Below are 19180 nucleotides of genomic sequence, written 5' to 3' on the forward strand. Positions count from 1 at the left end.
AAAAGGCCAAAACCAGACCGACTGTAAGGTTACTACTCTGTCATTGAATTGTTAAATGCAGTATAGTTGGCGGCTGAAAGTGCCACTTTTTCTTAAAATCAGCAAGAATAATTAACTGATTGTTTCAGATTGTTTTTCTTTATGGTTTGGGTGGCATTACGACATGTGTCGTGTTGGAAGTAAAGTGTAGTTAATTAGAAATTGGAAGCATGCAAATGAGCCAAGAAAAGCAGCTTGAACAAAACTACAACTATACAGTCGTTCGTCAGTTTACCTTAGTGACCATTCTCTGGGGTATTGTCGGTATGGCTGTTGGTGTTTTGATTGCCGCTCAATTAGTTTGGCCACAGCTAAACTTTGATACGCCGTGGTTGACGTATAGTCGCTTACGTCCTCTGCATACTAATGCGGTTATTTTCGCGTTCGGTACAAGTGCCCTATTCGCAACGTCTTATTACGTTGTTCAGCGTACCTGTCAGCAACGTTTATTTGGTGGCCCTCTTGTCGCCTTTACCTTCTGGGGTTGGCAAGCCATTATTTTAGCAGCAGCTATTACTCTACCGTTAGGTTTTACCTCCGGTAAGGAATACGCTGAACTAGAATGGCCAATCGACATTGCCATCGCAGTTGTCTGGGTTTCTTACGCGATTGTGTTCTTCGGAACATTAATCACTCGTAGAACCTCTCACATCTACGTAGCAAACTGGTTCTTCGGTGCCTTTATTATCACTGTTGCTGTGTTACACATCGTAAACAGCATGGCGATTCCTGTATCTTTGGGTAAATCATACTCGATTTATTCCGGTGCAGTGGACGCAATGGTTCAGTGGTGGTACGGACACAACGCGGTAGGTTTCCTACTGACAGCTGGTTTCCTAGGTATGATGTACTACTTCGTACCTAAGCAAGCTGAACGTCCTGTTTATTCATACCGTTTGTCTATCGTTCACTTCTGGGCACTTATCTCTCTATACATTTGGGCTGGCCCACACCACCTACACTACACTGCTCTTCCTGATTGGACGCAGTCACTAGGTATGGTGATGTCACTGGTACTATTTGCTCCTTCTTGGGGTGGTATGATCAACGGTATCATGACGCTATCAGGTGCTTGGCACAAACTACGTTATGACCCAATTCTTCGTTTCCTAATCGTATCTCTATCGTTCTACGGTATGTCTACGTTCGAAGGTCCTATGATGTCTATTAAGACAGTTAACGCACTGTCTCACTACACTGACTGGACAATCGGCCACGTACACTCTGGCGCTTTAGGCTGGGTTGCAATGGTATCTATCGGTTCGGTATACCACCTTGTTCCTAAGCTATTCGGCCAAGAGCGTATGTACTCTGTAAGCATGGTTAACACGCATTTCTGGTTAGCAACTATCGGTACAGTTCTGTACATCGTTGCTATGTGGATCTCTGGTGTTATGCAAGGTCTGATGTGGCGCGCGGTTAACTCTGACGGTACATTGACTTACAGCTTCGTTGAATCTGTACAAGCGTCTTACCCATTCTACTTTGTACGTTTCCTAGGTGGTTTCATCTTCCTAGCTGGTATGTTCCTAATGGCATACAACACGTACAAGACAGTAAGTGCGCCAAAAGATAGCCTAAAAGCTATCCCACAACCGGCATAAGGAGATTTAAGAATGAGTTCAAATTCTAACAATCGCCACGAAATTGTTGAACGCAATGTCGGTTTATTAGCGATTCTTATCGTTTTTGCAATCAGTTTGGGTGCTCTTGTAGAGATCACTCCTCTGATTTTCCAAAAGCAAACAACAGAGCCTGTAGAGAACTTACGTCCTTATACAGCCCTTGAAATGGAAGGCCGTGACGTATACATCCGCGAAGGTTGTAACGTATGTCATAGCCAGATGATTCGTCCATTCCGTTCTGAAACAGAGCGTTACGGTCACTACTCTGTTGCTGGTGAAAGTGTATATGAGCACCCATTCCTTTGGGGTTCTAAGCGTACTGGTCCTGACCTAGCACGCGTTGGTGGTCGTTACTCTGATGAGTGGCACCGCGTTCACCTAATTGATCCACGTGAGTTGGTTCCTGAGTCAAACATGCCAGGTTTCCCTTGGCTTGAAGAGAACGTTCTTGATGGTAAGGACACTCAGAAGAAGCTAACTATCTTCCGTGATCAGTTTGGTGTTCCATACACTGATGAGCAAATTGCAAACGCGTCTAAAGATGTAGAAGGTAAAACTGAGATGGATGCCATCATCGCTTACCTTCAGTCTCTTGGTCACGCAATGAAATAATAAGGGGTGATTATGGATATCGGTACTATTCACAGTATTTGGACCATAGTGCTTTTCGTAAGCTTTATAGGCGTTGTTTGGTGGGCTTATGGTAAGAGCCGTAAGTCTCGTTTCGACGAAGCCGCAAACCTTGTATTCGCTGATGAAGAGCAAGCACCTTCAAAAGAACAAGGAGTGACTAAGCAATGACTACATTTTGGAGTCTTTGGATAATCATCATTACAGTCGGTACGTTAGTTGGCTGTGCTGTGATCCTTTATTGGTGCCTTAAGGATAAGATGGGTGTCGAAGAAGGTGCAGACATGGGCCACGAATACGATGGTATTCGTGAGCTTAACAACCCACTACCGAAATGGTGGACTTACCTATTTGTTGGTACGTTTATCTTCGCTGCGATTTACCTAACGCTTTACCCAGGCCTAGGTAACTTCAAGGGCGTTCTAGGTTGGCAGAGTTCTGACCAAACGGTTCGTTCAATTGAAGAATCAAAAGCGTCGATTGCGGCTTCTCAACAAAACAAGCAACTGGTTCAATACGCTAAAGAGCTTGACGATGCAGATACCTACTTTGGTGAAGCATTCAAGAAACTTGCGTACGTAGATGGCTCAACTGAACTGCGTCCTATCCCTGAAATTGCAGCGGATAACGAAGCAGTTAAAGTTGGTCAGCGTTTGTTCCTACAGAACTGTTCTCAGTGTCACGGTTCTGATGCGCGTGGTCTGAAAGGTTTCCCTAACCTAACAGATGATGCATGGCTATATGGCGGAGAGCCAGAAGCTATCGTTACTACCGTGATGAATGGTCGTATCGGTCAGATGCCAGCATGGAAAGACGCTCTAGGCGAGCAAGGTGTGAAAGAAGTTGTAAGCTACACGCTAAGCCTATCTGGTCGTTCTGTTAACGCTAAAGAAGCGGAGGCTGGTAAAGCTCGCTTCGTAGTGTGTGCAGCGTGTCACGGTACAGATGGTAAAGGTAACCCAGCAGTGGGCGCACCTGACCTAACTGACCAAGACTGGCTATTTGGTGGTTCACGTGCTGACGTAACTGAAACAGTAATGAACGGTCGTTCGGGCGTAATGCCAGCTTGGAAAGATATTCTAGGTGAAGACAAAGTTCAGCTTGTTTCTGCTTATGTTTGGAGTCTAAGCAACTCGGAACAATAAGTTACATTTCAATAACAGCCCCTTACTCTCTATAGATGGTAATGGGGCTGTCTTTCCTTTACAGTTAAAGCCCTAATTTATTTCAATTTTTTATCGAGAACTATTATGGAAAAGCCTTGGTATAAGCAGTTTTGGCCGTGGTTTATACTCTCCCTAACGGTCGGGGTGTCTATATTAACTTTGGTTCGAGTCGCGATACTTACAAACCATTCAGTTCACCTGGTGACTGAGGACTACTATAAAAAAGGTAAAGGGATTAACGTCGACATATCCCGAATCAACGTTGCTAAAGAGCTAGGTCTTGATGCTACCGTTCGTGCTGAAGGCGACACTGTAGTGATTCAATTTACTAAAGGCCAGCTAGATCACTATCCTGCGATCACCGCTATGTTCGCTCACCGTACTCTCCCTGATCATGACTTCTCGAGACTTATTACGTCTGACGCTCGCGGTACCTACCGATTTAAGCTCGATAATGACCTTCAAGGCCCATGGTTTATTGAACTGACTCCACATGACGAAAAATGGTTGATCCAAGGTCGCGTTGAGTTCCCAACTTCGTCAGCAGTACAACTATCCAATTAAGAAAAGTCTATGTGCAAATCCTGTTATCACTGTGGTGAAGATGTACCAGCCAACACGGATTTCAAAGTGGAAATTTTGGGCGACATTAGAGATATGTGTTGCCCAGGCTGTGAAACGGTAGCTCAGACTATCGTTGACAGCGGTTTGGTCTCTTACTATCAATATCGAACTGCCCCGGCTGAAAAAGCCGATCTCGTCCCAGAGCAGCTACAAGCCCTAATTCATTATGATAATGATGATGTTCAAGCAGAGTTTGTGCGCAACAGCGAAAACTGCTCTGAGGTGACATTGTCACTTGAGGGTGTCTCATGTGCCGCCTGCGCATGGTTGATTGAAAAACAAGTTGCGGCGAATAAAGGCGTTTTGTCTATACGTGTTAATACAACAACCAATCGTGCCCTTCTTGCATGGGACAAAACTGAGACTCGCTTAAGTGAACTGCTCGCTTCTATTCATCGCCTTGGTTATAAAGCCGCGCCATTTGAAGCTGATAAGCAGGAAGCCGCTTACCACGAGCAAATGAAGCAATACCTGTATCGTTTGGGTATCGCAGGCCTAGCAACTATGCAGGTTATGATGCTTGCAGTTGCGCTATATCTCGAGGTGTTTGGTGACCTCGAACCTGAATTTAAAAACTATTTCCGCTGGGTAAGCTTGATTTTCGCTACCCCAGTTATGCTTTACTCAGCTCTTCCATTTTATATCAACGCATGGCGCAGTCTTCGCAGTCGAACTTTGGGTATGGACGTTCCCGTCTCTATTGCCATGATCTTCGCTTATTTTGCAAGCCTAGTAGCGACAGTGACTGAACAAGGCGAAGTGTTCTTTGAATCGATTTCGATGTTCGCCTTCTTCCTGTTAGTTGGCCGTTTCTTAGAAATGCGTGCGCGTCGTAAAGCCGCTGCCGCGAGCGGTAACTTGTTAAAGTTGATTCCTGCTATAGCTAATAAGCTAAATGGTGATCAAGTTCCTGTTAAGACGCTAAAAGTGGGCGATCAAATCCGCGTTTTACCGGGTGAGCACATTCCTGCTGACGGTAAGATTCTGTCAGGCCGAGTCCATATTGATGAGTCTATGTTGACTGGTGAGTCTCTCCCCGTTGTCAAACAAGTCGATGATTACGTTTTTGCCGGCACGCTTAACGGTGAAGAGTCGTTTGAGCTTGAGGTAACCTCTTCTAAAGCTGACTCAATGATCTCGAACATTGTCCGCTTACAAGATGAAGCTCAGCTTTCTAAACCAAAGATTGCTGAAATCGCAGATGTCGTTGCTCGTTACTTTGTCGCAGTGATACTTATTGTCGCAGCCGGCACTTGGTTCTTCTGGCATTCAAGTCGTCCAGACGACGCGTTTTGGATTATGTTGTCAGTATTAGTTGCAACTTGTCCTTGTGCCCTTTCATTAGCGACACCAACCGCGCTGACATGTGCCACATCTCGTATGGGCAACCTTGGTATTCTTCTGCGTAAGAGTCATGTTTTTGAAACCCTGTGTAAGGTGAATCACCTTATTGTAGATAAGACAGGGACTCTTACTCATGGTGATATTGAAATTGATCAAGTCCAACTGTTTGGTGATTTATCCGAGCAACAGGTTTTGGCGATCGCTGCGTCACTAGAATCTCACGCAAACCACCCTATTGCCCGTGCTTTTAAACCTTACTTAGATCGTACAGTTAAAGTTGATGATGTAGAGAATGTTATCGGTTCAGGCATCGTTGGCTCTCTCGATTCAAAAACCGTTAAGATTGGTAGCGCAAGTTATGTATTGGGCGATAATCAATCGGCTCAAGCGAATACAGTTTACTTATCTCTAGACGACGTCCATGTCGCTAACTTTGTTTACCGCGACCCTATCCGCTCTGAAACCAAAGAGTTTATTGAAAAGTTCCAGCAATCAGGTGTTAAGGTCACTCTTCTTACTGGTGATACCAAAGAAAACGCTGAAATCGTCGCTTCACAAATTGGTATAGAAGATGTTGTTGCCGAAGCTAAGCCGCAAGACAAACTCGCATACCTTAAGGGCACGGATGAAGGCGATATCACTATGATGATTGGCGACGGGATCAATGATGCGCCAACACTTGCTGGTGCACACCTTTCCGTTGCTATGGGTGGTGGTGCAGACGTCGCTAAAGCGTCTGCGGATATGGTTCTCTTGGGTGATCGACTCGATAGAATTCTTGAAGCAAGAGAGCTTGCTCAGCAAACGCGTCGAATCATTAAAGAGAACTTAGCGTGGTCGCTTGGCTACAACCTATTGATACTTCCTTTGGCCGTTGCGGGTTTTGTTGCACCATATTTTGCTGTAGTCGGTATGTCTGCCAGCTCAATTATTGTAATATCTAACTCTCTTCGCTTGCTTAAAGAAAAAGGTAGATAGATGGAAAGCCTTTATATACTGATCCCTATCGCTATAGTGCTAGTTTGTGTCGCTGTAGCGATCTTCTTGTGGGCTGTAAAAAGCGAACAGTTTGAAGACCTTGAGCGTCAAGGGCATAACATCTTATTTGATGAAGACGAGCGTAAAGAGAATCCACCTAAATGAGCCCTGATTGGATTGGAGCTTTCTTAATTGGTTTGATTGGTGCTGGCCATTGTATGGGGATGTGTGGGGGAATTGCCTCTATGCTGACCATTGGCCAGTCTCAACCATCTAAAACGATTCCACTGTTTTATAATTCTGGCCGCCTCATCAGCTACGCCCTTATTGGCGCTATCGTTGGTGGTACTGTCGCCTCAATCAGCGAAATTAGCTCACTCAACAATGCGCTAACCTGGTTAAGACTCGCAGCTGCCGTGTTTATGGTGCTGTTGGCCTGTTATATCGGTCGATGGTGGCAAGGGTTACTAGCGGTTGAGAAACTCGGTCAAACCCTATGGCGATTTATCTCTCCTGCCGGTAAATCTCTTTTACCATTAAAATCCCCTATTCACGCTATTCCTTTTGGTTTCATTTGGGGCTGGTTACCTTGTGGCTTAGTATACTCAACGTTAACTTGGTCGGCGGTGTCAGGTAGCGCGTTAAACGGCGCTCTAATTATGGCCGCATTTGGTCTTGGTACTCTACCAGCAATGTTACTAATGGGCTTTGGCGCTACATATTTACATAAACTGCAACAATCTCAAATCTTCCGTAACCTCGGCGCTCTAATTTTATTAACTTATGGCCTATACACAGGCTATGGCGCAATAATTTTATTATCAATAAGTTGATAGATTGCTGTTTTTCCCTACCTTTTTTCACTACCCTTTGTAGGTAATGAGTGCTAAAATATTGATGTATATCAAATAGTGAAAGGTTGTTATGATTTCTGAAAAGCCTGCAACAAAGCGCATTCAGTCTGGTGGTTGTGCGATTCATTGCCAAGATTGTAGTATTAGCCAACTTTGTATTCCATTTACGTTAAATGAATCAGAGCTCGATCAGCTTGACCAAATCATTGAACGCAAAAAGCCAATTCAAAAAGGTCAAGAGCTGTTCAAAGCGGGAGATGAACTAAAATCTCTTTACGCAATTCGTTCAGGTACGATCAAGAGCTATACGATTACTGAGCAAGGTGATGAGCAAATTACTGCTTTCCACTTAGCAGGTGATCTGGTTGGTTTTGACGCTATCACTGGCGACCTTCACCCTAGCTTCGCTCAGGCGCTGGAAACATCAATGGTATGTGAAATCCCATACGAGATCCTTGATGACTTGTCTGGCAAAATGCCTAAGCTACGTCAGCAAATCATGCGTTTGATGAGTAACGAGATTAAAGGTGACCAGGAAATGATTCTACTGCTTTCTAAAAAGAATGCAGAAGAGCGTTTAGCGGCATTCCTTTACAACCTTTCAACGCGCTTCTCACAGCGTGGATTCAGCCCTCGTGAATTCCGTCTAACTATGACTCGTGGTGATATTGGTAACTACCTAGGCCTAACTGTTGAAACAATCTCTCGCCTATTGGGTCGTTTCCAAAAATCAGAAATCTTAAGTGTGAAAGGTAAATACATCACTATCTTAGATCACGATGCTCTGATGGAACTCGCTGGCGTTTCAACAGAATCATAATATCTTTCAATGATGTAGCTCACTATTCATTCCGATAATGAGCTACATCATAATTCTTTCAAATTCCTCAATATTTTTCTAAAACTCTCCTTCGAACTAAGCTACATTAATCATATACCCCTCCTCGCCTTTAAGGAGTTTTATATGAGCATCTACAATAAAATCCTAGTTGTTGCAGATATCAACAAAGATGAGCAGCCTGCGCTGGCTCGTGCTATGCAGCTCGCTTCGAAAAGCCGTTCTCCTAGTCGAGTGACTTTCTTCCTCTCTATTTACGACTTCTCTTACGATATGACTTCTATGCTGTCGATTGATGAAAGAGATGCAATGCGTCGCGGTGTTATTCACCAACGCGAGCAATGGATGCAGAAAATCGCTAAAGATTATGTTGTAGAGGGAGTTGAGTTTGAAGTGCGTGTCGTCTGGCACAACAGACCTTATGAAGCGATTATCGCTGAGGTTTTTGCTGGCAGTCACGATATTGTGGTTAAAGGAACGCGTAAGCATGACGTTTTAGAATCGGTTATCTTCACTCCTACCGATTGGCACTTGCTACGTAAATGTCCTTGTCCTGTCTTGTTAATCAAAAACGCAGAATGGCCTGAAGATTCCAGTATTCTCGCGTCAGTGCATGTTGGCTCAGAAAACGATACCCATCTAGGTCTCAATGATTCCATGGTTGAGCAGCTAAATAGTTTATCTGAGCGTCTAAATGCCAAACCTTATTTAGTCAACGCCTACCCTGTTACACCGGCGAACATTACTATTGAACTGCCTGAGTTTGATCCTTCTACCTACACTGATGCTGTACGTGGCCATCACTTAACTGCGATGAAAGCACTGCGCCAGAAACACGGTTACGATGAAGAGCAAACAATTGTAGAGCAAGGTTTGCCTGAAGATGTGATTCCTGATGCAGCTGAGAAGCTCAACGCAGCGATGGTGATTGTAGGTACAACTGGCCGTACTGGCTTATCTGCTGTCTTTATTGGTAATACAGCTGAGCACGTTATCGATAAGATTAATTGCGATGTTTTGGCGCTTAAACCGGAAGGCTATATTAGCCCACTCGACCCAAAAACCGCTATCTAACGAAATTTAGACAAATAAAAAGGAAGATAATGATTATCTTCCTTTTTTGTATCTAGAGACTTTGTTTATATGTTAGTTACATCGATAAACATAGACTCATCAATATTGGTTGACGAGACAATTGCTTCGCTAAACTCATACTCTTCACGGCTGCCTTCACGATCAAGTGGAAGGTTTTCAAAATCGAATAGATTTTTATCAGCAAGCTGGCTTGGGCTAACATTTTGAATCGACTTAAAGATAGCTTCTACACGGCCAGGAGTCTTCTTATCCCAGTCAATTAGCATCGCTTTGATTGATTGACGCTGTAGGTTTTCCTGTGAGCCACATAGGTTACATGGGATGATCGGGAAGGCTTTGTGCTCAGCATACTTAATCAGATCTTTCTCGCGACAGTATGTTAATGGGCGTATAACCACGTTACGACCATCATCTGAACGTAGCTTTGGTGGCATCGCCTTTAAGCGTGAACCGTGGAACATGTTTAGGAACATGGTTTCTACGATGTCATCTAAGTGGTGACCTAGTGCTAGCTTAGTTGCGCCGATCTTCTCTGCGAAAGAGTACAATGTGCCGCGACGTAGACGTGAACAGAGGCCACAGGTTGTCTTACCTTCTGGCACTTTCTCTTTAACAACAGAGTATGTGTCTTTGTCGACAATGTAGTAAGGAATGTTCAACGTTTCGAAGTAATCTGGCAGGATGTGCTCAGGGAAGCCTGGTTGCTTCTGATCTAAGTTAACAGCCACAACTTCAAACTTGATTGGTGCAGCTTTTTGTAGATTCAATAGGATATCCAGCATCGCAAATGAATCTTTACCCCCACTAATACATGCCATAACCACATCACCTTCTTCGATCATGTTGTAGTCAGTAATGGCATTTCCAACGTTTCTTCTCAGACGCTTCTGAAGTTTGTTGAATTCTAGGGTTTCTTTTCTTGTATCTTTTTCGTTCATTGCGAGCTCTCATATTGCCGAAAAATCGACATTAGGACTTCCTAACGTGTTTTCTTGGGGCGTGGATTATACGAGCTTTTTTGCGAGGATTAAATGCCTGTATCGTTATAGGCAGATAAAAGTGGACGATTACTGATACAAGTTAACTTTGTCATGCGCCAATAATAATAAAGGCCGCTTGTGCGACCTTTATTTTGTTTTTAGTTTGCTTTTGGCAAGTAAGGTAAGACTCTTGCTGTCTCAGCGGGCAGTGTCATTGTGCCGCCCTTACCGATTTCTGAAAGTGCAACTTGCGCTTTACCATTAACGATCTTTTTCGTTGAGCCATTAGAAAACTTGATTGTAGAGTTTAAGTTATTTGGAAACTCTAGCGTCACACCCTCAACGTCAGGAGTAAAGTAGCTCGCGAACATTCCACCTAGTTGCTCAAGAATAACCTGCATCTGTGGCAGCAGGACTTCTACTTGGTCGTAGCTGATCTCACCTGACATTGGCTCTTTCGTCATAACAACCATAGAAAAATCACAACGTGTGTCCATTGGCGTGTGAACGAATACCAGTGGGTTGGCTGAGCGTAGATTATTATCTAATGGCACTAATACTTCGTTATAAGGTGAAATAGTTAACTCTTCGTAATGTTCTTCTTTTTCCATCCATGCCTTTTCGATATTACAAAGCTTTTTAGTGTCTGCATTTAAGAAGAAGAAACCAACCTTTACATCATCATGTCCTTCTTTCGCATTCTGCTTCATATGAGAGTAAAGCTTAGAGTAAGTGAACATGTATTCTTGAGCTTGAATAGGTAACGCAACAGCACTGCTTAGCGCTGCTGCCAAAATCGCTAACGATACTTTTTTCATTGATAGTTTTCTTTTTGGTTTAGCTATTTATTGATTTGCTAGGGGTGATTCCCAGAACTGCACATTGTGCCTGATCATACTCTGCAAATCGTTGACGTATGCCTCACCTCGCTCAGAGTATTTGAGTAAACCATTGCTCAAGGCAATCGCAGCTTCCGTATCGGTTAGACTTTGTCCAGCAAGGTGACGTTGATAGCGTATTTCTCTCAACTCTTCATAGGCGCGATTACGATTCACATTCATAAAGTAACCATGTATGGATTGCTGTACAGAGCTAAACTTCGCGACTTCATGACTCATTCCTTCACCACGCTGTAGGGGTACGAGACCACATCCCTTGCTATAACACCACTGACCAAAATAGTTATTGGCTTGGGTGGCAAAGCGAGATGTTCCCCATGCTGATTCATTCGCCCCTTGAACTAAAACTAGCGATTCAGGGATGACATCAACTCGGTGGAGCATGAGATCTAACCATTCATCTGTTATGCCATTCGCAGGCACTTCTACTTTGTATAGTTTGCCTAACTTAATCGCGTAACTTTGGTCTGAGCTTTCAATTGTTTGGTTATCAAAACGCTCTTTGAGTTGCTCAAGTCGCACTCGCTCTTTGACAATACGTTGGTTTTCTAAAGCGATACCCGGCCTCAGATAATCAAAGAATGCTTGTTTTTTCTGTTTGGTATCTTTGATGGCTGAAAAATCCGGAGCGCCGCCAACAGACTTTCCTGCAACTTGTGAGTCTGAAAGCCTGTTTTGTTTACGCTCTTCGACACGAGTTTCGGACACTCGCGGTTGTGTTTGCTCATAGCCATAAAAACTACAGCCGGCAATAACGCCAGCTGCAGCGATAGCAATGAACTCACTCTTACGCATTGAACACTTGTGGATCGTTGTCATCGTTATCGTCTTCATCTTTTGGTCGGTCGGAGGCAATAATCTTCAATTTAATGCCAAACATATTGCGGTAAACAATACCTTTTACGTGGAAGAAGAAAGGTAGAACAAAGATTAAGCCGATACCGTAGAACATCATGCCTACAACAAACATGATAGTGACCAGTGAGTAAATCCCGGCTAATACAATAATCTTCTTATTGACCGCTCTTAGCGAAATTAACAGAGATTGCATTGGTGGGATCTGTTTCTCACAGATCAGAAGGATTGCATTGCTGAATGCTAGAGATAGGTATAGAGAAAGGAATGGGAAGATCATTCCAGCAATACCTTGAAGCAATAGACTGAACAAAGTCGCCAACATTACAGGCATTGTATATTGCAAACCTTTACCGATATGGCGCGGTTTAGTTGTTAGTCCAGCAGCATGACTCATCGCCATCAAACTGATACCCGCGTAAATGGGCGCACTGATAACTTCATAGCTGAAGTTTGCAACCATAATGGCATTGAAGATACTTGGGTCAAAGGCTTCTGGGTTGGTGAAAGCGTCAAGAATAATTCCCGGATTACCAAGCTGCAGTTTTAACGCAATATAAAAAATCGCTAACTGCAAAGCGATTAAGATGATGATTGACGGGGAGAATGACAAAAAGTTCTTAACTGTATGTTGCCACGCCTCTTTTATTACTTCCCCCGCTTTTAGTTCGTATTCCCCTGACAGTGCACTTTCTACGGTACCGCCTAAATTAAAGTCTTTTTCAATGTCGTTATTCATTCTTGAACCTAGTGCTTAGTTTGACATTAACCAAGCTAACTTGTTGATAGAAAATTGCACTCATTATACTGCAAGCGAGCGAAGTCTAAAATCGGATCTCAGCTTGTCACTTGCTTTCTTGACTATTTGGTTGATAATTGACCACTAAATGCATCATATCAATGCCTAAATCTAGAGAGACACTAAGGAAAATATCCTCGTTATACGCTATTAAATGGGCGTACTGAGAGTATGGTAAGGAATGTTTACTTTTACCTGCAAAATTTTTTCTGTTTCAAGATAAGAAAATGCTTTGATTTCACACTTTTGGTGATTATGATGCGCGCCTCTAATTTGTGTAACGACAGGTCATTTTCTTAAATGATTTACAAATGACCAAGGTGGGAGAAAAACAGACGTTGAACGCTAAACAAAAAGCAGGACAACCAGTTATTCGTTTGACTGGTATCAGTAAAAGTTTTGATGGTAAGGAAATCATCGGTAATCTCAATCTAGATGTTAACCACGGTGAGTTTCTTACGATACTTGGTCCATCTGGCTGCGGTAAAACAACCGTTTTAAGGATGATTGCTGGTTTCGAAACCGCTGATAATGGTGACATCATTCTAGATAATCAGAATGTTACATCAGTCCCTGCTGAGCAAAGGCACGTCAACACTGTATTCCAAAGTTACGCACTCTTCCCTCATATGACGGTATTCGAGAACGTAGCATTCGGCCTACGCATGCAGAAAGTACCATCAGCTGACATTGAACCACGCGTTATGGAAGCATTACGTATGGTACGCCTAGAGAAAATGGCTCAGCGTAAACCACATCAGCTTTCTGGTGGTCAGCAGCAACGTATTGCTATTGCTCGTGCAGTAGTAAACAAACCAAAAGTACTGCTACTTGATGAATCGCTATCTGCGCTTGACTACAAACTGCGTAAACAGATGCAGATCGAGCTTAAACAGCTTCAGCGTCAACTGGGCATTACATTTATCTTCGTAACACACGATCAAGAAGAAGCATTGTCGATGTCTGACCGCATTATTGTTATGCGCGATGGTGTGATTGAGCAAGATGGCTCTCCTCGTGAAATTTACGAAGAGCCGAAGAACCTATTTGTTGCTCGCTTTATCGGTGAAATCAACGTGTTCAACGCAACCATGATTGAGCGTATCGATGAGAAACGCATCCGCGCAGAGATCGAAGGCGTTGAGTCAGTGGTTTACTATGATAAAGACGCATCCGCTGGCGACAAGCTACAAGTTCTACTTCGCCCAGAAGACTTACGAATCGAAGAGATCAAAGAGTCTGAGCAAAAAGGCATCGTTGGTCACGTTACTGAGCGTACTTATAAAGGTATGACTCTAGACTCTGTAATTGAACTTGAGTCTGGTATGCGTGTAATGGTAAGCGAGTTCTTCAACGAAGATGATCCTGACGTTGACCACTCTCTTGGTCAAAAGGTTGCTATCACTTGGGTAGAGAGCTGGGAGGTGGTGTTAAATGATAAGCAAGAAGCTTAATCTTCAAAACGCGATCATCACGCTTATCGTAGGTTGGCTAACGCTTTTCGTTTTGGTGCCAAACCTAATGATTATTGGTACCAGCTTCCTGACTCGTGATGAAGCAAACTTAATTGAGATGACCTTCACGCTAGATAACTATCTACGCTTGATGGATCCGCTATACGCTAAGGTACTACTCCATTCGTTCTACATGGCAATTGTTGCGACACTGCTGTGTTTGGTGATTGGTTACCCATTCGCGTATATCGTGGCGAAGATGCCAGAGAAATGGCGTCCAATTATGTTGTTCTTAGTGATTGTTCCATTTTGGACTAACTCACTAATTCGTACTTACGGTCTGAAAATCGTCTTAGGTACACAAGGTATTTTGAACAAGTCTCTGATGGCGATGGAGATCATCGATAAACCAATGAGACTGATGTACACAGAAACCGCAGTAATGATTGGTTTAGTGTATATCTTGTTACCGTTCATGATTCTTCCGCTCTACTCAGCTATCGAGAAACTTGACGATACCTACGTAGAAGCAGCGAAAGACTTAGGCGCGAACAAGTTCCAGATCTTCACTAAGGTGACTTTACCTCTGACGATGCCAGGCATTATCGGCGGCTGTTTACTAGTTCTACTGCCTGCTCTTGGAATGTTCTACATTTCAGATCTTCTGGGCGGTGCGAAGAACCTACTGATTGGTAACGTGATTAAGAGCCAAGTGCTCAATGCGCGTGACTGGCCATTTGGTGCGGCAACCAGTATTGCCCTAACCATTGCGATGGCTGTGATGCTATATGCCTACTACAGAGCGGGTAAGCTATTGAATAAGAAAGTGGAGCTAGACTGATGGGACGTACAGTTAGATTTAGCTTTATGACATTGGTGTATGCATTCCTGTATTTGCCAATCATTGTATTAATCGTCAACTCATTCAATGCCAATAAATTTGGTATGAAATGGGGAGGCTTCACCACTAAGTGGTACGAAACCTTAGTTAATAACGACAGCTTGATGCAAGCCGCATGGCACTCGTTGAATGTTGCTGTGTTCTCTGCAACTGCAGCGACCATAATTGGTAGTTTAACGGCGGTTGCCCTATTCCGTTACTCTTTTAAAGGTAAAGGAATCGTCAATGGGATGCTTTTCGTTGTGATGATGTCACCAGACATCGTAATGGCAATCTCCTTGCTGGCACTGTTCTTAGTAATGGGAGCGCAACTTGGTTTCTTAACCTTATTGATCGCGCACATTACCTTCTGCCTACCGTTCGTTGTTGTAACGGTATACAGCCGATTGAATGGTTTTGATGTGAAGATGCTGGAAGCAGCAAAAGATCTTGGCGCAAGTGAATGGGTTATCTTGAAACAGATTATTCTACCGCTTGCGAAACCAGCGGTTGCGGCGGGTTGGCTATTAAGCTTTACCCTGTCTTTAGATGACGTGATTATCAGTTCATTTGTGACAGGCCCAACTTACGAAATTCTACCATTGAAGATCTATTCGATGGTGAAAGTCGGCATCTCACCAGAAGTGAATGCCTTAGCAACAGTCATGCTGATTGTTTCTTTAATCCTTGTGGTAACTTCTCAGTTGCTAGCAAGGGAGAAAGTGAAGTAGAATTGCTTTCACTTTAACGAAACAGAATGGCATTTTGTCATTCTGTTTTTCTATCTACTGCCGTAAATACATCAACTTATGATGTGGCAACGTTTGGTTTGGAGCTAACGTAAATGAAAAAATGGGCTACTCTATTAGCTGGTAGTGCATGTGCGCTTTCCCTGTTCTCAGGTTCAGTTGCAGCGGACGAAAACAAAGAACTCGTATTTATGAACTGGGGGCCTTACATAAACAGTAATATCCTAGAACAATTTACTGAAGAAACTGGTATCAAGGTTATCTACTCGACTTACGAGTCAAACGAAACCTTGTATGCAAAGCTAAAAACTCATAACCAAGGTTATGACCTAGTTGTACCTTCTACTTACTTCGTAGCGAAGATGCGCGATGAAGGTATGCTACAAAAGATCGACAAGTCAAAGCTAAGCAACTTCTCGAACCTAGATAAGAACTACTTAGATAAGCCTTACGATCCAAACAACGACTACTCTATTCCACACGTTGTGGCGATTACTGGTCTTGCAGTGAATGCAGACATGTACGATCCAAATGACTTCACTAGCTGGGCGGATCTATGGAACCCTGAGCTTGAAGGTCAGTTGATGATGATGGATGACACTCGTGAAGTGTTCCACATTGCTCTGCGTAAACTTGGCTACTCAGGTAACTCTAAAGACCCTAAGCAGATTGATGAAGCGTACGCAGAACTGCAGAAGCTGATGCCAAACGTTCTAGTATTCAACTCTGACAACCCTGGTGCGCCATACATGTCAGGTGAAGTTGGCCTTGGTATGCTTTGGAATGGTAGTGCAGCAGCAGCGCAAAACGAAGGTATGAACCTTAAACTGGTATTCCCTAAAGAAGGCGGTATCGGCTGGGTTGATAACTTTGCAATCTCTTCAGGTGCTAAAAACGTAGAAGCGGCACATAAGATGATCGACTTCCTTCTACGCCCTGAAATCGCTGAGCAAATCTCTCGTGATACGGGCTACCTAACAGCAGTTGAAGCATCTAACGCTAAATTCAAAGATGTCGCTCCTCTGTTCCCATCACAAGAAGATCTTGACCGCGTAGAGTGGCAAGACGCTGTTGGCGATATGACTGTTAAGTATGAAGAGTACTTCTTAAAGCTTAAAGCTGGTCAGTAATAACTAGCGGTTTTGTAAAAATAGGCAGCCTCGGCTGCCTATTTTCGTTTTCACTGATATACTTACGCCCTGCTAAACTTGTCATGAAGATAAGTAAGTTTGATACGATGGTTTTATCAGCGCAGATATCTGTGAAGATCGCCGCCTATAAGACAAAATAAAACGGAAAAAGAATGAAAAGTAAATTCTACGCAAGCGCACTTTGTGCAGCGACTTTAATCGCTTCGCCAGCAATGGCTGCTGACCAAGAACTTTATTTCTACAACTGGTCTGAATACATTCCAAGTGAAGTTCTTGAAGACTTTACAAAAGAGACAGGTATTAAGGTCATTTACTCGACTTACGAGTCAAACGAAAGCATGTATGCAAAGCTTAAGACGCAAGGTTCAGGATACGATTTAGTAGTACCGTCTACATATTTCGTTTCTAAAATGCGTAAAGAAGGCATGCTTCAGAAGATCGATAAAAGCAAACTGTCTCACTTTGCTGACTTGGACACTAATTTCCTAAACAAACCTTTTGATCCAAGCAATAATTACTCAATCCCTTACATCTGGGGCGCTACCGGTATCGGTATTAACTCTGACATGCTAGATGCGTCATCTGTGACTAAGTGGGACGACTTCTGGGATAGCAAGTGGGAAGGCCAACTTATGCTTATGGATGACTCTCGCGAAGTTTTCCATATCGCACTAACTAAGCTTGGTTACTCGCCAAATACAACCAACCCAGATGAAATTAAAGCAGCTTACGAAGAGCTTAAAAAGCTAATGCCAAATGTATTGGTATTTAACTCCGACTTCCCTGCTAACCCATACCTAGCGGGTGAAGTTTCACTGGGTATGCTTTGGAACGGCTCAGCATACATGGCGCGTCAAGAAGGCGCTTCAATTGATATCATTTGGCCAGAAAAAGGGACTGTCTTTTGGATGGACAGCTTAGCAATCCCTGCTGAAGCTAAAAACGTCGATGCAGCGCATAAGATGATCGACTTCCTACTTCGCCCTGAGAATGCAGCAAAAATTGCTCTAGAGATTGGTTACCCAACCCCTGTTGCTACAGCTCATAAACTTCTTCCAGAAGAGTTTGCTAATGACACAAGCATTTTCCCTCCTCAAGAAGTGATGGACAGCGGTACATGGCAAGATGAAGTTGGTGAAGCAAGCGTTCTTTATGACGAGTACTTCCAAAAGCTAAAAGTTGATAACTAAACACATATATACCAACTAGGATAAGTAGATGTTCAGATAATTACGCAGGAAAAATCGCTCAGAGCAAGGCATAGATTGCAGCTAGCTAGTTGTTCTACCTACAAAATCTATAACGTAGCTATTAGCGATTTTAACCAGTAAGAATGAGCAGATATTTATTCTGATTGGTATTTAATATCAGTTATATACTTAAAGAGCGGCATGATGCCGCTCTCTTTTTATGTAAAACCTAGCTAAGGATGAGCTATGAAAAGAAGGTATAAAATAATACTGATAATATTATGCCTACTGTTTGCCATTTCTACGCTGATAGCCTTTTTGACCCACAGCGATTACATCGATTCGCGCAACGATGTGTGGTTTGAAAGTAATACCCTCTTTGTTCTGATTTTTATATTCGTCATCTCCCAAAATACCATCCTAGACAATCGCTATATCAAGTATGGTTTTCTCCTTCTGATCTTTAATCAAGCGTATGATGTTTTAACCGAAATTAATTACCTTGACGCTATTTCAGATAAGTACGACCTCGTTGATACCATGATTGAAGATGGCACCTTACAGATCGCTTACCTCTTGATCGCTTTAGGTTTTACAAAGCTAATCAAGCAAATCAATGATGATGTCAGCGCCGATGTAAAAATGACCCACTAACGCCGATTTAAAATTGACCCACCTGAGGCAAACTATCCGTTCGTAAATGGACAAAGCGGCGGATTATGATCAATCAGGAGCAACTAGTGGAAATACACGTTTTACATCAGCAAGGGCAAAGCATCCGCCGCATCGCGAGAGATTTAGGTATCTCAAGGAATACCGTTCGCACTTATCTTCGAGACAGAAGCAAAGAGTCTGTGTATCCCGAGCGGCAATCTCGGCCAACTGTAGTGGTCAACTAAAATTGGCCACAGTTTTGTAAGTTTTCCAGTAAAGCCTTTCTGACTCATTCGGAGTCAGGCCACCATTATACTGGTGCGGCCTGATTTGGCTGTAATATCTGATGATATAGCCAACAACACTTTGCCAAGCT

At 43.2% G+C, this 19180-nt stretch carries 21 protein-coding genes and 1 pseudogene; 17 read left to right on the forward strand and 5 right to left on the reverse strand.

Features of this window, described 5'->3' with window-relative positions; genetic code table 11:
• The first annotated feature begins 215 nt into the window (after positions 1–215).
• From ccoN to uspE, 10 genes are all read left to right on the forward strand, one after another.
• The gene (gene ccoN, locus ELS82_RS17985; protein WP_167489381.1) at positions 216–1643 is read left to right on the forward strand and encodes a cytochrome-c oxidase, cbb3-type subunit I; all 1428 of its coding nucleotides are present in this window, start codon (positions 216–218) and stop codon (positions 1641–1643) included.
• A gap of 12 nt (positions 1644–1655) precedes the next feature.
• Positions 1656–2276 carry a cytochrome-c oxidase, cbb3-type subunit II gene (gene ccoO / locus ELS82_RS17990; RefSeq protein WP_006878897.1) on the forward strand — a complete coding sequence of 207 codons (621 nt, stop codon included), beginning with the start codon at positions 1656–1658 and terminating at the stop codon, positions 2274–2276.
• A 12-nt stretch (positions 2277–2288) separates the two neighbouring features.
• Positions 2289–2465: a CcoQ/FixQ family Cbb3-type cytochrome c oxidase assembly chaperone gene (locus ELS82_RS17995; RefSeq protein ID WP_004414045.1), complete on the forward strand. Its 177-nt coding sequence runs from the start codon at positions 2289–2291 to the stop codon at positions 2463–2465.
• Positions 2462–3439, forward strand: a complete 978-nt coding sequence (ccoP, locus tag ELS82_RS18000) for a cytochrome-c oxidase, cbb3-type subunit III (protein ID WP_134836710.1) — start codon at positions 2462–2464, stop codon at positions 3437–3439. The genes ELS82_RS17995 and ccoP overlap by 4 nt, the downstream gene beginning before the upstream one ends.
• Before the next feature lie 105 nt (positions 3440–3544).
• Positions 3545–4024 (forward strand): FixH family protein, encoded by a 480-nt coding sequence (locus ELS82_RS18005; protein ID WP_134836711.1) that lies wholly within the window; start codon positions 3545–3547, stop codon positions 4022–4024.
• 9 nt (positions 4025–4033) lie between these two features.
• Entirely contained in the window at positions 4034–6406 is a 2373-nt protein-coding gene (locus tag ELS82_RS18010) for a heavy metal translocating P-type ATPase (protein WP_134836712.1), read from the forward strand.
• Positions 6407–6571 (forward strand): cbb3-type cytochrome oxidase assembly protein CcoS, encoded by a 165-nt coding sequence (gene ccoS / locus ELS82_RS18015; protein WP_053441258.1) that lies wholly within the window; start codon positions 6407–6409, stop codon positions 6569–6571.
• Positions 6568–7239, forward strand: a complete 672-nt coding sequence (locus ELS82_RS18020; RefSeq protein WP_134836713.1) for a sulfite exporter TauE/SafE family protein — start codon at positions 6568–6570, stop codon at positions 7237–7239. The genes ccoS and ELS82_RS18020 overlap by 4 nt, the downstream gene beginning before the upstream one ends.
• A 91-nt stretch (positions 7240–7330) precedes the next feature.
• On the forward strand, positions 7331–8080 hold the full coding sequence (fnr, locus tag ELS82_RS18025; protein WP_004414051.1) for a fumarate/nitrate reduction transcriptional regulator Fnr: 750 nt from the start codon (positions 7331–7333) through the stop codon (positions 8078–8080).
• Positions 8081–8224: 144 nt separating this feature from the next.
• Complete coding sequence (gene uspE / locus ELS82_RS18030; RefSeq protein WP_134836714.1) at positions 8225–9172, forward strand: universal stress protein UspE; 948 nt, start codon at positions 8225–8227, stop codon at positions 9170–9172.
• Positions 9173–9237: 65 nt separating this feature from the next.
• Here the strand turns inward: uspE and ttcA are convergent, their stop codons facing one another.
• The 4 genes from ttcA to ELS82_RS18050 all read right to left on the reverse strand — a co-directional run bounded on the left by ttcA (position 9238) and on the right by ELS82_RS18050 (position 12666).
• On the reverse strand, positions 9238–10131 hold the full coding sequence (gene ttcA, locus ELS82_RS18035) for a tRNA 2-thiocytidine(32) synthetase TtcA (protein ID WP_134836715.1): 894 nt from the start codon (positions 10129–10131) through the stop codon (positions 9238–9240).
• A gap of 200 nt (positions 10132–10331) precedes the next feature.
• Positions 10332–10991 carry a DUF2987 domain-containing protein gene (locus ELS82_RS18040; protein WP_134836716.1) on the reverse strand — a complete coding sequence of 220 codons (660 nt, stop codon included), beginning with the start codon at positions 10989–10991 and terminating at the stop codon, positions 10332–10334.
• Positions 10992–11018: 27 nt separating this feature from the next.
• A complete protein-coding gene (locus tag ELS82_RS18045) occupies positions 11019–11867 on the reverse strand; it encodes a glucosaminidase domain-containing protein (protein ID WP_134836722.1) in 849 nt (282 codons plus the stop codon).
• Positions 11860–12666, reverse strand: coding sequence for a DUF2189 domain-containing protein (locus tag ELS82_RS18050; RefSeq protein ID WP_134836717.1), 807 nt, complete (start codon positions 12664–12666; stop codon positions 11860–11862). The genes ELS82_RS18045 and ELS82_RS18050 overlap by 8 nt, the downstream gene beginning before the upstream one ends.
• A gap of 380 nt (positions 12667–13046) precedes the next feature.
• Between ELS82_RS18050 and potA the strand changes: the two genes are divergently transcribed.
• The 7 genes from potA (at position 13047) to ELS82_RS18085 (ending at position 19049) form a co-directional block, all read left to right on the forward strand.
• Complete coding sequence (gene potA / locus ELS82_RS18055; RefSeq protein WP_134836723.1) at positions 13047–14180, forward strand: spermidine/putrescine ABC transporter ATP-binding protein PotA; 1134 nt, start codon at positions 13047–13049, stop codon at positions 14178–14180.
• On the forward strand, positions 14161–15021 hold the full coding sequence (gene potB, locus ELS82_RS18060; RefSeq protein ID WP_004416913.1) for a spermidine/putrescine ABC transporter permease PotB: 861 nt from the start codon (positions 14161–14163) through the stop codon (positions 15019–15021). Before potA ends, potB begins: the two co-directional genes overlap by 20 nt.
• Positions 15021–15791 (forward strand): spermidine/putrescine ABC transporter permease PotC, encoded by a 771-nt coding sequence (gene potC / locus ELS82_RS18065; protein WP_053441264.1) that lies wholly within the window; start codon positions 15021–15023, stop codon positions 15789–15791. Before potB ends, potC begins: the two co-directional genes overlap by 1 nt.
• 113 nt (positions 15792–15904) lie before the next feature.
• The gene (locus ELS82_RS18070; protein WP_134836718.1) at positions 15905–16939 is read left to right on the forward strand and encodes an extracellular solute-binding protein; all 1035 of its coding nucleotides are present in this window, start codon (positions 15905–15907) and stop codon (positions 16937–16939) included.
• Between the two features lie 173 nt (positions 16940–17112).
• The gene (locus ELS82_RS18075; protein ID WP_134836719.1) at positions 17113–18150 is read left to right on the forward strand and encodes an extracellular solute-binding protein; all 1038 of its coding nucleotides are present in this window, start codon (positions 17113–17115) and stop codon (positions 18148–18150) included.
• A 246-nt stretch (positions 18151–18396) separates the two neighbouring features.
• Positions 18397–18804 (forward strand): hypothetical protein, encoded by a 408-nt coding sequence (locus tag ELS82_RS18080; RefSeq protein ID WP_244230813.1) that lies wholly within the window; start codon positions 18397–18399, stop codon positions 18802–18804.
• A gap of 65 nt (positions 18805–18869) precedes the next feature.
• Positions 18870–19049 carry a helix-turn-helix domain-containing protein gene (locus ELS82_RS18085; RefSeq protein WP_370447483.1) on the forward strand — a complete coding sequence of 60 codons (180 nt, stop codon included), beginning with the start codon at positions 18870–18872 and terminating at the stop codon, positions 19047–19049.
• On the opposite strand, the pseudogene ELS82_RS18090 reads toward ELS82_RS18085, so the two are convergent.
• Positions 19042–19180, reverse strand: a pseudogene (locus ELS82_RS18090) (IS3 family transposase); the annotation flags it as partial. The gene ELS82_RS18085 and the pseudogene ELS82_RS18090 sit on opposite strands and share 8 nt — an antisense overlap.

It is taken from the genome of Vibrio ouci (assembly GCF_004551525.1).
Lineage (GTDB): Bacteria > Pseudomonadota > Gammaproteobacteria > Enterobacterales > Vibrionaceae > Vibrio > Vibrio ouci.